The 13029-nt window shown below is 38.5% G+C and carries 14 protein-coding genes; all 14 read left to right on the top strand.

Annotated elements, in window-relative coordinates; translation table 11 throughout:
* The first annotated feature begins 80 nt into the window (after positions 1 to 80).
* The 14 genes from MUW56_RS14195 to MUW56_RS14130 all read left to right on the top strand — a co-directional run bounded on the left by MUW56_RS14195 (position 81) and on the right by MUW56_RS14130 (position 12934).
* Positions 81 to 641, top strand: coding sequence for an NADH-quinone oxidoreductase subunit B (locus MUW56_RS14195; protein WP_047377761.1), 561 nt, complete (start codon positions 81 to 83; stop codon positions 639 to 641).
* Positions 642 to 647: 6 nt separating this feature from the next.
* Entirely contained in the window at positions 648 to 1142 is a 495-nt protein-coding gene (locus MUW56_RS14190; protein ID WP_292013792.1) for an NADH-quinone oxidoreductase subunit C, read from the top strand.
* A 75-nt stretch (positions 1143 to 1217) separates the two neighbouring features.
* Entirely contained in the window at positions 1218 to 2441 is a 1224-nt protein-coding gene (nuoD, locus tag MUW56_RS14185) for an NADH dehydrogenase (quinone) subunit D (RefSeq protein WP_292013791.1), read from the top strand.
* Between the two features lie 108 nt (positions 2442 to 2549).
* A complete protein-coding gene (gene nuoE / locus MUW56_RS14180; protein WP_292013790.1) occupies positions 2550 to 3059 on the top strand; it encodes an NAD(P)H-dependent oxidoreductase subunit E in 510 nt (169 codons plus the stop codon).
* 77 nt (positions 3060 to 3136) lie between these two features.
* Positions 3137 to 4495 carry an NADH-quinone oxidoreductase subunit NuoF gene (gene nuoF, locus MUW56_RS14175; RefSeq protein WP_292013789.1) on the top strand — a complete coding sequence of 453 codons (1359 nt, stop codon included), beginning with the start codon at positions 3137 to 3139 and terminating at the stop codon, positions 4493 to 4495.
* Positions 4496 to 4584: 89 nt separating this feature from the next.
* Positions 4585 to 5376: a hypothetical protein gene (locus MUW56_RS14170; RefSeq protein ID WP_367118566.1), complete on the top strand. Its 792-nt coding sequence runs from the start codon at positions 4585 to 4587 to the stop codon at positions 5374 to 5376.
* A gap of 41 nt (positions 5377 to 5417) precedes the next feature.
* The gene (locus MUW56_RS14165; protein ID WP_292013787.1) at positions 5418 to 6416 is read left to right on the top strand and encodes a 2Fe-2S iron-sulfur cluster-binding protein; all 999 of its coding nucleotides are present in this window, start codon (positions 5418 to 5420) and stop codon (positions 6414 to 6416) included.
* Positions 6417 to 6513: 97 nt separating this feature from the next.
* On the top strand, positions 6514 to 7575 hold the full coding sequence (gene nuoH / locus MUW56_RS14160; protein ID WP_292013786.1) for an NADH-quinone oxidoreductase subunit NuoH: 1062 nt from the start codon (positions 6514 to 6516) through the stop codon (positions 7573 to 7575).
* 86 nt (positions 7576 to 7661) lie between these two features.
* Positions 7662 to 8060, top strand: coding sequence for a four helix bundle protein (locus MUW56_RS14155; RefSeq protein ID WP_292013785.1), 399 nt, complete (start codon positions 7662 to 7664; stop codon positions 8058 to 8060).
* Between the two features lie 73 nt (positions 8061 to 8133).
* Positions 8134 to 8691 carry an NADH-quinone oxidoreductase subunit I gene (locus tag MUW56_RS14150; protein ID WP_040996950.1) on the top strand — a complete coding sequence of 186 codons (558 nt, stop codon included), beginning with the start codon at positions 8134 to 8136 and terminating at the stop codon, positions 8689 to 8691.
* On the top strand, positions 8691 to 9188 hold the full coding sequence (locus MUW56_RS14145; RefSeq protein ID WP_292013784.1) for an NADH-quinone oxidoreductase subunit J: 498 nt from the start codon (positions 8691 to 8693) through the stop codon (positions 9186 to 9188). Before MUW56_RS14150 ends, MUW56_RS14145 begins: the two co-directional genes overlap by 1 nt.
* A gap of 4 nt (positions 9189 to 9192) precedes the next feature.
* On the top strand, positions 9193 to 9522 hold the full coding sequence (nuoK, locus tag MUW56_RS14140) for an NADH-quinone oxidoreductase subunit NuoK (RefSeq protein WP_002983557.1): 330 nt from the start codon (positions 9193 to 9195) through the stop codon (positions 9520 to 9522).
* 2 nt (positions 9523 to 9524) lie between these two features.
* Positions 9525 to 11438, top strand: coding sequence for an NADH-quinone oxidoreductase subunit L (nuoL, locus tag MUW56_RS14135; RefSeq protein ID WP_292013783.1), 1914 nt, complete (start codon positions 9525 to 9527; stop codon positions 11436 to 11438).
* 2 nt (positions 11439 to 11440) lie between these two features.
* Positions 11441 to 12934, top strand: a complete 1494-nt coding sequence (locus MUW56_RS14130) for a NuoM family protein (protein WP_292013782.1) — start codon at positions 11441 to 11443, stop codon at positions 12932 to 12934.
* Positions 12935 to 13029 lie beyond the last annotated feature (95 nt).

The raw sequence follows: 13029 nt of genomic DNA, 5'->3' as shown, positions 1-13029 counted from the left end.
GCAATTCTTCAAAAGAGGATTTCACAGAAAATCATCCCCTATTTATAATTCAAAATCTAAAATTTAAAATCATCTACAAGATGTCAGATAAAAAACCAGTAATAAGAACAGATGCACCTGCTCCCGAAGGATATGAAGGAGAAGGGTTTTTCGCAACAAAACTGAGCAGTGTAATCGGGATGGCAAGAAAGTTTTCACTTTGGCCATTGCCATTTGCTACCTCTTGTTGTGGTATCGAGTTTATGGCTACCCTGAACCCAACGTATGATGCTTCAAGATTTGGTATGGAAAGAAACTCTTTCTCTCCAAGACAAGCAGATATGCTGATGGTTTGCGGAACTATATCAAAGAAATTAGGACCAGTCCTGAAAGAAGTTTACACTCAGATGGCAGAGCCGAAATGGGTAGTAGCAGTGGGAGCTTGTGCTTCCAGCGGTGGTATTTTCGATTCATATTCTGTACTTCAGGGAATTGATAAAATTATTCCGGTAGACGTTTATGTTCCTGGATGTCCTCCAAGACCTGAGCAGATCATTGAAGGAGTAATGCAGGTACAGGCTCTTGCAGAAAGCGAAAGCATCAGAAGAAGAGACATGCCTGAATATCAGAAATTATTAGATTCTTACAACATAAGCAACTAAACGGAAATGACGAACGAATTTGTATTAGAAGCAATCACCAGAGAATTTCCGGAATCTGTCATTTCAAGCTCAGAACCTTATGGAATGCTCACGATTGAAGTGAAGAAAGAAGATATCAAAAAGATCATTCACTATCTTAAAGATTCATCATTGGAATTTAACTTCCTTACGGATATCTGTGGTATTCACTACCCTGAATTTCCTGAAAAGGAAATAGGCGTTGTATACCATTTGCATAATATGATGGCCAATTTCAGATTGCGTCTGAAAATATTCATGTCCAGAGAAAATATCGAAGTAGATTCTCTTACAGATCTATATGCCGGTGCCAACTGGATGGAAAGAGAAACCTATGATTTCTATGGGATTAAGTTCAAAGGACACCCGGATCTGAGACCTATCCTGAATATGGAAGATCTCGGATACCACCCTATGTTGAAGGAATATCGCCTTGAAGACGGTACAAGAACCGACAAGAACGATAGCATGTTCGGAAGATAAAAAATAATGCAATAAGCAATAAGCAGTAAGCAATAAGCTTAAAGCCTATAGCCTATAGCCTAAAGCATTTAAATTATGAAAGATAACTCATTATCTAATATACTAAACCAGTACGAAAGTAAGGAACAGATTGACGGACAATTGTACACCCTCAATTTAGGACCTACCCACCCTGCCACTCACGGGATTTTCCAGAATATCTTAACGATGGACGGAGAAAGAATCCTTCACGCTGAGCAGACTGTGGGATACATTCACAGAGCATTTGAGAAAATTTCTGAAAGAAGAAACTATTCTCAGATCACGACCCTTACTGACCGTATGAATTACTGTTCTGCACCGATCAATAACTTAGGCTGGCATATGACAGTGGAGAAGCTGATCGGCATTGAAGTTCCTAAGCGTGTAGATTACATGCGTGTTATCCTGATGGAATTAGCCAGAATCGGTGACCACCTGATCTGTAACGGGGTAACCGGAATGGACTCGGGAGCGATTACAGGGCTTACCTATATGTTCATCGAAAGAGAACGTATTTATGATATGTATGAGCAGATCTGCGGGGCAAGGATGACGACCAATATGGGAAGAATCGGAGGTTTTGAAAGAGATTTCACACCTAAGTTTCATGAGTTATTACAGGATTTCTTAAAGACTTTCCCGGCAAGATTCAAAGAATTCGGTACTTTATTAGAAAGAAACAGAATTTTTATGGATAGAACCATCGGTACAGGAGCTATTTCTGCCGAAAGAGCATTAAGCTATGGTTTCACAGGTCCAAATTTACGTGCAGCAGGAGTAGATTATGATGTAAGAGTTGCACAGCCTTACTCTTCCTATGAAGATTTCGACTTCATTATTCCTGTAGGAACTTCAGGAGATACTTACGACCGTTTCATGGTTCGTCAACAGGAAATCTGGGAATCAATCAAAATCATCAAACAAGCATACGAAAATCTTCCGGAAGGTCCATTCCATGCGGATGTTCCTGACTTCTATCTTCCTGAAAAGGCAGATGTGTATCAGAAAATGGAAGCATTGATCTACCATTTCAAAATTGTCATGGGAGAAACTGATGTACCGAAAGGAGAAGTTTACCACGCTGTAGAAGGTGGAAACGGAGAATTAGGATTCTATCTTGTGAGTGACGGAGGAAGAAGCCCTTATAGACTTCACTTCAGAAGACCATGCTTCATCTACTATCAGGCATACCCTGAAATGATTACTGGTTCTGTCATTTCAGATGCCATTGTAACGATGTGTAGTATGAATATTATTGCGGGAGAATTAGACGCATAACAATAATTATAAATGTTGGATTATGAATTTTGAATTAATCCAAACTACTATAAAAATTGAAATTATTTAGATTCAAAATCTAAAATTCAAAATTTAAAATTTAAAAAAGTGAGCGAAACAATAGCTTTTAAACCGGAAAGTTTAGCACAGGTACATAAAATTATCGCAAGATATCCTGAAGGAAGACAGAAATCTGCTCTTCTTCCTGTACTTCACTTAGCACAGAAAGAATTCGGAGGATGGTTAGACGTGCCTGTGATGGATTATGTTGCCGGACTATTAAGTATCCAACCCATTGAGGTATATGAAGTGGCTACTTTCTATACGATGTTTAATATGAAGCCGGTGGGTAAATATGTTTTGGAAGTTTGCAGAACAGGACCTTGTATGGTTTGTGGAAGCGAAAAGATCCTTAAGCATATCAGAACCAAACTGAACATTAAAGACGGAGAAACTACTGAAGACGGTATGTTCACATTAAAACCTGCTGAATGTCTTGGCGCATGCGGATATGCACCTATGATGCAGCTGGGGAAATTCTTTCATGAAAATTTAACAATAGAAAAAGTAGATGAAATCCTTGATCTTTGCAGACAGGGACAAGTTGCTTTGGACTAAATAAATTTTAACAAATTAAAATAGCCATAAGCTAAAAGCCATAGGCCAATAGCTGACCGCTAAAAGCATAATAAACAATGAGTAAAAAACTTTTACTTAAAGACGCACATATAGAAGGTATTCGCTACTTTGAAACCTACCGTAAACAAGGAGGTTACACTGCAGCAGAAAAAGCCTTGAAGATGACTCCTGACGAAATTCTTGAAGAAGTAAAAGCTTCAGGACTAAGAGGACGTGGTGGAGCTGGATTCCCAACAGGAATGAAATGGAGCTTTTTGGCAAAACCTGAAGGTGTTCCAAGACACCTTGTTGTCAATGCGGATGAATCTGAGCCTGGAACATTCAAGGACAGATATCTGATGGAGTTCCTTCCTCATGTATTGATTGAGGGAATGTTAATTTCATCTTACTGTTTAGGTTCCAATGTTTCTTATATCTACATCCGTGGAGAGTATTCATGGATTCCTGATATTTTAGAAGAAGCTATTGAAGAAGCCAAAGCAGCAGGATTTTTAGGTAAAAATATCCTGGGAACAGGTTTCGATTGTGAAATTTATGTTCAGAGAGGGGGTGGAGCATACATCTGTGGTGAAGAAACGGCATTGCTTGAATCTCTTGAAGGAAAAAGAGGTAACCCAAGATTAAAACCGCCATTCCCTGCTGTAAAAGGTCTGTGGGAAAGACCAACGGTAGTAAATAACGTTGAATCTATTGCTGCAATTGTTCCAATCATTGACATAACAGGTGCTGAATACGCTAAAATAGGTGTGGGAAGATCTACAGGTACGAAATTGATTTCTGCTTGTGGAAATATCAACAAACCGGGAGTATACGAAATCGATATGACGATCACCGTAGAAGAATTCATCTACTCTGATGAATATTGCGGAGGTATTAAAGACGGAAAAAAATTAAAGGCTTGTATTCCTGGAGGAAGTTCTGTTCCTATTGTTCCAGCTAATCTATTGCTGAGAACAGTAAACGGAGAGCCAAGATATATGAACTACGAATCCTTGGCAGACGGTGGTTTCGCTACCGGAACCATGATGGGTTCAGGAGGTTTCATCGTTTTAGATGAAGACCAGTGTATCGTAGAACACACCATGACGTTAGCAAGATTCTACAACCACGAAAGCTGTGGTCAGTGTACTCCTTGCCGTGAAGGGACAGGATGGATGTACAAGATCTTAAAGAAAATAGAAAACGGACAAGGTAAAATGGAAGATATCGATCTGCTTTGGGATATCCAGAGAAAAATCGAAGGAAACACGATTTGTCCGTTGGGTGATGCAGCAGCTTGGCCGGTTGCAGCAGCGATCCGTCACTTCAGAGATGAATTTGAGTGGCACGTGAAAAACCCTGAGCTGTCTCAAACTCAAAACTATGGATTGGCACATTATGCAGATCCTATTCCGGCTGTTGAAAAGAATGCATAGATGAAAAAAAATTATTGGTTGTCGGCTTAATGATGTCGAGTTTTGCTTTCGGGCAAAAGAAAGAAAAGGATACTTTGATAGACAGAAGTATGATGGATTGGTTTACAGCGGTTTCTGACAAAAAGCCAGAACCGTTAAGCAAAAAAGGCCAGATGTTCGTTTTCTTTGGATGGAACAGAGCAGCCTTCAGCAATTCTGATATCCATTTTAAAGGAAATGGCTATGATTTTCAGCTGAATAATGTAACGGCTCAGGACAGACCAACAAAATTTGGGATCGTGTATATTAATCCGGGTTGGTTTACGGTAGTACAGTACAATTTCAGAGCGGGTTATTTTATTAAAGATAATTTAGCGCTTGTTTTGGGGATCGACCACATGAAATATGTGATGGATCAGAACCAGACCGTTGGCTTTAAAGGTCATATATCAGATCCTGAATATGCAGGAATGGTCCAGAACGGACAGGTAAACCTTGCAGACGAGAAGTTCCTTACTTTCGAGCATACAGACGGACTTAATTATGAAAACCTGGGTCTTGAGCGATACCAAAATCTTATTAATAAGAAAAATGTTGATTTAGTTTGGTCTTACGGTGCAGGAATCGGGGTTATGTTTCCGAAAAGTAATGTCAAACTTTTTGGAAATGAAAGAAGTGACCGTTTTCACGTAGCAGGTCTTGGAACTGACCTAAGAGCCAGTCTTAACCTGGTTTTATGGGATCATGTGATGGTAAGGTTAGAAGGAAAAGCGGGTTATATCAATATGTGGGACATTAAAACTACATTAAATAACAAGCCGGACAAAGCCCAACAGGATTTTGTTTTCGGACAGATCCTTGCAGGAATTGGATATACATTTAATACGAAAAAATATAAATAACAAAGCCTATTGCTTAATGCATAAAGCTTAAAGCATACAATATGAGCGAAGAAGTTAAAAAATTCAAAATAACTATAGACGGACAGACTACTGAAGTTTTGCCGGGTACTTCTATTTTGGAAGCCGCAAGACAAATCGGTGGAAAATCTGTACCTCCTGCTATGTGCTACTACAGCAAGTTAGAGACCAGCGGAGGGAGATGTAGAACATGTCTGGTAGAAGTTTCCAAAGGATCTGAAGCCGATCCTCGTCCTATGCCGAAATTGGTAGCAAGCTGCAGAACGAATGTAATGGATGGGATGGAAGTAAAAAACCTTACTTCTGAGAAAGCTCAGGAAGGAAGAAAAGCCGTTACCGAGTTTTTATTGGTCAATCACCCGCTGGACTGCCCTATCTGTGACCAGGCAGGAGAATGTCATCTTCAGGACTTAGGATATGAGCATGGTGTAGACAGTACAAGAACAGAATTTGAAAGAAATACTTACGAAGCAGATGATCTTGGACCGAACATCAAATTGAACATGAACCGTTGTATTCTTTGTGCAAGATGTGTGTTGACAGCAAACCAGCTTACAGAAACAAGAGAGCACGGTATTCTTTTCAGAGGAGATCATGCTGAAATTTCAACCTATTTAAATAAAGCTTTAGACAATGACTTCATTGGAAACATTATCGACGTTTGTCCGGTAGGAGCATTAACAGACAGAACAGCCCGTTTTGCAAGCAGAGTATGGTTTACAAAACCCATGAACGCTTCTTGTAAATGTGATAAGTGTTCCGGAAAAGCAGTAGTATGGATGAAAGGTGACGAAATTGTAAGAGTAACTGCAAGAAAAGACCAGTGGGGTGAAGTGGAAGAATTCATCTGCGATACATGCCGTTTCGAAAGAAAAGCATTATCAGACTGGAACATCGAAGGTCCTAGACATATCGACAGACACTCTGTCATTTCATTGAACCACTACGAAAAACCTAAGGACGAGCTAAGAGTTTTAGACAATCCAATGGCTAAAGAAATCAGTGAAAAAGACGAAAAATAATTTTAATAAAGACAATTAGATTTCAGACACAAGACATCAGACTTAATCTCATATCTAGTATCTGACATCTCACATCTAAAAATCTTTGCAATAAAAAATGGATTTACTTACATTTAAACTTATACTTGTACTAGCACTTTTCCTGCTATCGCTGACGATTGCAGCCTACTCTACCTGGGCAGAAAGAAAGGTTGCCTCTATCATGCAGGATAGAATTGGTCCTAACAGAGCTGGACCTTTCGGACTATTGCAGCCTCTTGCTGACGGTGGAAAGTTTTTCTTTAAAGAAGACTTTACCCCGGCTAATGCTGAAAAATTCCTTTTCGTATTAGGGCCTGCTTTGGTCATGTTTATTTCATTGATCACAGGAGCTGTTATTCCTTGGGGTAAAAGTTTAAATATTGCAGGTACTTCTTTTGATCTTCAGGTAGCTAACATCGATGTTGGTGTACTTTTCATCATCGGAATGGCTTCAATCGGGGTTTACGGAATTATGATCGGAGGTTGGGCTTCGAACAACAAATATTCATTATTAGGTGCTATCCGTGCTTCTTCTCAGATGATTTCTTATGAATTGGCAATGGGATTAGCACTTCTTTCTATCATTATGATGTCTGGAAGTTTAGACTTAAAAGTGATTACTGAAAGCCAGACTACCGGGAAATTATGGGGAGTCATTCCTTGGGTTTCGGGTATGAACTGGAATGTTTTCTACCAGCCAATTGCTTTCCTTGTTTTCTTTGTTGCAGCATTAGCAGAAACCAACAGACACCCGTTCGATTTACCTGAGTGTGAATCTGAATTGGTAACAGGATACTCTACAGAATACTCTTCCATGAAATTAGGGCTGTATATGTTCGGGGAATACGTGAACATGTTTATCTCTAATGCTTTCATGGTCGTTCTTTTCTTCGGGGGGTACAACTATCCTGGTATTGAATGGGTAACTCAGAACTGGGGTGAGAACACAGCAGGAATCTTGAGTATCGTAGCATTCTTAACGAAGACTGTAATCGGAATTCTGATCTTCATGTGGATCAGATGGACGCTTCCAAGATTCAGATACGACCAGTTAATGCACTTAGGATGGAAAACATTAATCCCAATGGCATTGGTAAACCTATTGATTACAGGAGCTGTAATTTTAGCATTCCAGTAAATTTGAGATTTGATGTTTGAAATTTGAGATTCAACGAATTGACTTTAAATTAGTAATTTTAAGAGTAATAATTTCAAATATCAAAAATGGCAACGATAAATAATTTTGAAGATTTAGAAATATGGCAGCAGTCGAGAAGTCTTTGCCGGTTGATTCAGAAAGAATGTTTGTTGAATCCAAAATTTCTAAACCACGATAAAAACCAAATTGACAGATCATCTGCATCAATTATGGATAATATAGCCGAAGGGTTTGAAAGAGAGGGAAATAAAGAATTTATAAACTTTCTTACCATGTCTAAAGGCTCTGCAGGAGAAGTTCGCTCCCAATTAATCAGAGCTTTTGACCGAGATTATTTAGATGAAGATATTTTTAATTTTTTAAAAAGCCAAACAATATCTTTGTCTAAAAAACTGTCAGGATTTATAAATTATTTAAAAATGACAGAACATAACGGAAATAAATTTAAAAGAAATAATAATTAATAATTATAAGGGTTTGGGAGATAAAATTTTACAATAAATTTCAAATCTCAAACTTCAAATTTCAAATTATATAATGAAATTAACTAACAGATCAAAAGTTGTTTCCAATAAAGAAATGACCCTTGCTGAAAAAATCTACCTTCCTGCGATCTTTACAGGGATGGGGATTACATTTAAGCATGCTGTAAGAACCGTGATAAAGGGTGCTCCCGCAGTATATTCGTATCCGGAAGTACAGAAGCCAAGAACCACCATCTGGAGAGGCCAGCACGTTTTGAAAAGAGACGAGGAAGGCAGAGAAAGATGTACAGCTTGCGGACTTTGTGCGGTAGCTTGTCCTGCAGAAGCCATTACGATGACTGCTGCTGAAAGAACTAAAGAGGAAAAAGGCCTTTACAGAGAAGAAAAATACGCCTCAGTATATGAAATCAATATGCTAAGATGTATTTTCTGCGGAATGTGTGAAGAGGCTTGTCCTAAATCTGCGATCTATCTTACAGACAGGTTGGTAGATGTGGAGACCAACAGAGGTTCTTTCATCTATGGAAAAGATAAATTAGTTGAAAAAATAAATGAAAGGATTGATATCACGACAAGACAATCCGAGAAACAAAAAAATGCGGTAAAATAATGGATCAGTTTTTATTTTTCTTGGTGGCGTTTTTAGCAGTAGCAAGTGCAGTTTACTTTGTATTTGCAAGAAATCCTCTCTATGCTATTTTGTCATTGATTGTTACGATGTTTTCAATTGCGAGTATGTACATTCTTTTAAATGCACAGTTCCTGGCAATTATCCAGATTATAGTGTACGCAGGTGCCATCATGGTACTTTTCCTTTACATCCTGATGATGCTTAACCTTAATAAAGGAGACGAAAGTAAAAAGAACAATACGTTGAAGTTTGTTGGAGTTTTTACAGCAGGGCTTCTTTTAGTAGGTGTACTGGGAGTTTTCAGAGGAGTACAAGACAACCACATTGTTGTTGAAAATGTAGACAGAGGTATAGGTCTTACGAAAAATCTGGGTAGACTTTTGTTTAATGAATATGTTTTACCGTTTGAGCTTGCTTCCATCCTAATTTTGGCAGGTATTGTAGGCGCGGTATTAATCGGTAAAAAAGATTTATAAAATTATGGGAGAAGTAAATACATTTATACAAAGCATCCCTTTGGACTACTTCATCATTCTTTCATCAGTATTGTTCTGTTTGGGAGTAATGGGAGTATTGCTTAGAAAAAATGCTATTGTGATTCTGGGCTGTGTAGAGCTTATGCTGAATTCTGTAAACCTTTTATTGGCAGCTTTTTCAGCGTATAAAGGCAACGGCGACGGACAACTTTTAGTTTTCTTCATTATGGTGGTGGCTGCTGCTGAAGTAGCGGTAGGTTTGGCAATTATTGCTATGCTGTATAGAAATACCCGTTCTGTAGATGTAAGTATATTTAATAAATTAAGAGGATAAGAATGGAAAATTTAGTATATGCAATAGTACTTTTACCACTTTTAGGGTTTCTTATTAACGGTTTATTCGGGAAAAATCTTCCAAAAATATTGGTTGGATCTTTGGCAACAGCAATGGTTTTCGGATCTTTCTGTATTGCTGTAAGTCTTTTCATGAATTTCAATTCTGAAAGCCAGCCTGTAATCGTAAAAGCTTTTGAATGGTTTAGAGTCAATGGGGTTCAAATCAATTTTGGATTTCAGATTGATCAGCTTTCTTTAATGATGGTGATGATCATCACGGGTATCGGTTCTTTGATCCACTTATACTCTATCGGATATATGAGTCATGACAAAGGATTCTATAAGTTCTTTACTTATTTGAATCTTTTCATCTTCTCTATGTTACTTTTGGTAATGGGAAGCAACTACCTTATCCTATTCATCGGATGGGAAGGTGTAGGTCTTTGTTCTTATCTGTTGATCGGATTCTGGTATACCAACGAAGAATATGGTAAAGCGGCAAGAAAAGCTTTCATCATGAACAGAATTGGTGACCTTGCGTTATTAATCGGTATCTTCATGATCGCTTCTCAGACCAATGCTGTAGATTATCTTTCTGTAGCAGAAAACGCTTCAAAATTTGAATTGGACGGAACAGTGATTATCTTTATCACAGCGAGTTTATTCATCGGTGCTACTGGTAAATCTGCTCAGGTTCCATTATATACATGGCTACCGGATGCGATGGCCGGCCCAACTCCTGTATCAGCGTTGATCCACGCGGCAACGATGGTAACTGCAGGGATCTATTTGGTAGTAAGATCCAACTTCTTATTTACTTTGGCACCTACAGTACAGGGAGGAATTTTATTCATCGGATTCTTGACAGCTGCTTTGGCAGGATTCTATGCACTACGTCAGAACGACATCAAAAAAGTATTGGCTTACTCTACCGTTTCACAGCTTGGATTTATGTTCATTGCTTTAGGTCTTGGAGCGTATACAACAGCGATGTTCCACGTAATGACGCATGCATTCTTCAAGGCTTTATTATTCTTGGGTGCAGGTTCTGTAATCCACGCGATGAGCAACGAGCAGGATATGCGTTTCATGGGAGGTCTTAAAAAATATATTCCTCTTACCCACGCTACATTCCTTATCGGAACATTAGCCATCTCAGGTTTCCCTTTACTATCAGGGATGATCTCTAAAGACGAAATTTTAGTAGCAGCTTTCGCTAAAAATCCGGTTTACTGGGTAATCTTATTTGCTTTAGCGGCAATGACTGCAACCTATATGTTCAGATTGTATTACCTGACATTCCACGGAGAGTTCAGAGGTACTGAAGAACAGAAACACCACTTACATGAAAGCCCGTCCAATATGACATTACCATTGATCGTATTGGCAATCCTTTCTGTAATCGGAGGTTTCATCAACCTGCCACATTTCATCGGTCACGGTCATTATGCCAAACTGATGGAATGGTTAAAGCCTGTTCTTACAGAACAAAGCTACAGCCAGATGGAAGCTACTCTTTCAGGAGTACCTTTCAATACTGAAATGATCTTATTAGCAGCTACAGTGATTATGTTCTTCTCTGTATGGTTCATCGTTAGAAATACTTATCTAGGTAAGAAAAAGATGGCTGTTGCAGAAGAAAACTATACCGGATGGGAAAAGCTTTCTGCTAAAAAATTATACGTTGACGAACTTTACAACGCATTGATTGTAAAAACTGTTGAAGGATTAGGACGCGGAGGAAAGATGTTTGATAAAGGTATCTTAGACCGTTTTGTAAACTTTGTAGGTGATGGTGCTGAAGACAGCGGAAAAGCTATGAAGCGTGTTCAAAACGGAAATGTAGAGACGTATATTCTTATCATGTCTTTAGCTGTGGGAATTATATTAATTGTTAACTTTTTATTACAATAATAATGTCTTGTTTATTATTAACATTATTACTATTACCTCTAGTAGGTTCGGGATTAGTTTTTGCGTGGAAGAGTAATTCCAGCAAATATTTGGCACTGGGAATTGCATTGGTCCAAATGCTTCTTACATTTTATATACTTTCGGATTTCGATTTTACGCCGACAGTAGATAGTGTACTGCAGCATGAGATCAATTATCCTTGGTCACAATTTATGAAGAGCTCTCTTCACTTCGGTATCGATGGGATGAGCATGCTCCTATTATTGCTGACCAACATTCTGGCTCCAATTATTATTTTATCATCTTTCAACGAAAACGTAAACTACAGAAATACATTCTATGGTTTGATCCTGCTGATGCAGTTCGGACTTGTAGGAGTGTTCACTTCTTTAGATGGATTGTTATTCTACATTTTCTGGGAAGTAACTTTGATTCCAATTTGGTTCATTGCCGGACTTTGGGGACAAGAGAATAAAAGGTTCGAATTCACTACGAAATTCTTCGTATATACATTCGTTGGATCTTTGTTTATGTTAGCCGGATTGATCTATGTGTACAACCACTCTGCATCATTCGCTTTAACGGATCTATACAATGCACAATTGAACGAAACACAGCAGACTGTGGTATTCTGGTTTATTTTCTTTGCATTTGCAGTGAAATTACCGGTATTCCCTTTCCATACCTGGCAGCCTGATACCTATACCTATTCTCCTACTCAAGGATCAATGTTGTTATCAGGGATCATGCTTAAAATGGCAGTATATGGGGTAATGCGTTACTTACTTCCAATCACTCCGCTTCCGATAGCAGGAATTTCAGGGCAGATTGTGATCATCCTTGCGATTGTAGGAATTGTTCACGGTGCGCTGATCGCTATTATCCAGACGGATATGAAGAGAATCATTGCGTATTCATCTTTCTCTCACGTAGGATTGATGGTAGCTGGTATCTTTGCTTCAGCAGTAGTTACTCTAAGAGGAACGTTCAATGTTGAAGGTGCTGAAGGAGCATTGGTACAGACTTTTGCTCACGGTATCAACGTAGTAGGATTATTCTACTGTTGTGATATTTTATACAAGAGATTTAAATCAAGAGACATCAGACAAATGGGTGGTTTAGCTAAAGTAGCGCCTAAGTTTGCCGTATTGTTCCTGATCATTATATTAGGTTCAATGGGAGTTCCATTAACTAATGGATTCATTGGGGAATTTATTTTGTTGAAATCTGTTTATGATTTTAACGGAACAGCAGCAGTAATTGCGGGTCTTACGGTAATTCTTTGTGCGGTGTATTTATTGAGATTCTACGGAAAAGCTATGTTTGGAGAAGGAGATGCAGCGGTTCTAAGCACAGCAAAAGATCTATCTGGTGTAGAATTTTCTGTATTGGCAAGTTTAGCGGTTTTTGTGATCTTATTAGGTATTTTCCCACAACCGGTAATCGACATGGTGAGCAGTTCTGTGAAGTTTATCTACATGGCGATGGCTAACTAAAAAAATTAAAAGATTTAAAAATTAAAAAATTAAGAGATTAGAAGAGAGCAAAAGAAAGAGACAAAGAAATGAAAGCAGGAAATCTTTAAACCTGA

This window comes from Chryseobacterium sp., from assembly GCF_022869225.1.
In the GTDB taxonomy this organism is placed as follows: Bacteria; Bacteroidota; Bacteroidia; order Flavobacteriales; family Weeksellaceae; genus Chryseobacterium.
The sequence above is the reverse complement of the archived record's forward strand: the minus strand, read 5'-3'. Positions and strand labels throughout refer to the sequence as shown.

What these genes read in the sequence shown, in the direction of transcription:
- nuoD (WP_292013791.1), top strand. Translation starts at nt 1,218, where the DNA reads ATGAAAGATAACTCATTATCTAATATACTAAACCAGTACGAAAGTAAG.
- nuoK (WP_002983557.1), top strand. Translation starts at nt 9,193, where the DNA reads ATGGGAGAAGTAAATACATTTATACAAAGCATCCCTTTGGACTACTTC.
- MUW56_RS14150 (WP_040996950.1), top strand. Translation starts at nt 8,134, where the DNA reads ATGAAATTAACTAACAGATCAAAAGTTGTTTCCAATAAAGAAATGACC.
- MUW56_RS14145 (WP_292013784.1), top strand. Translation starts at nt 8,691, where the DNA reads ATGGATCAGTTTTTATTTTTCTTGGTGGCGTTTTTAGCAGTAGCAAGT.
- nuoL (WP_292013783.1), top strand. Translation starts at nt 9,525, where the DNA reads ATGGAAAATTTAGTATATGCAATAGTACTTTTACCACTTTTAGGGTTT.
- MUW56_RS14130 (WP_292013782.1), top strand. Translation starts at nt 11,441, where the DNA reads ATGTCTTGTTTATTATTAACATTATTACTATTACCTCTAGTAGGTTCG.
- nuoH (WP_292013786.1), top strand. Translation starts at nt 6,514, where the DNA reads ATGGATTTACTTACATTTAAACTTATACTTGTACTAGCACTTTTCCTG.
- MUW56_RS14190 (WP_292013792.1), top strand. Translation starts at nt 648, where the DNA reads ATGACGAACGAATTTGTATTAGAAGCAATCACCAGAGAATTTCCGGAA.
- MUW56_RS14195 (WP_047377761.1), top strand. Translation starts at nt 81, where the DNA reads ATGTCAGATAAAAAACCAGTAATAAGAACAGATGCACCTGCTCCCGAA.
- MUW56_RS14155 (WP_292013785.1), top strand. Translation starts at nt 7,662, where the DNA reads ATGGCAACGATAAATAATTTTGAAGATTTAGAAATATGGCAGCAGTCG.
- MUW56_RS14170 (WP_367118566.1), top strand. Translation starts at nt 4,585, where the DNA reads ATGATGGATTGGTTTACAGCGGTTTCTGACAAAAAGCCAGAACCGTTA.
- MUW56_RS14165 (WP_292013787.1), top strand. Translation starts at nt 5,418, where the DNA reads ATGAGCGAAGAAGTTAAAAAATTCAAAATAACTATAGACGGACAGACT.
- nuoF (WP_292013789.1), top strand. Translation starts at nt 3,137, where the DNA reads ATGAGTAAAAAACTTTTACTTAAAGACGCACATATAGAAGGTATTCGC.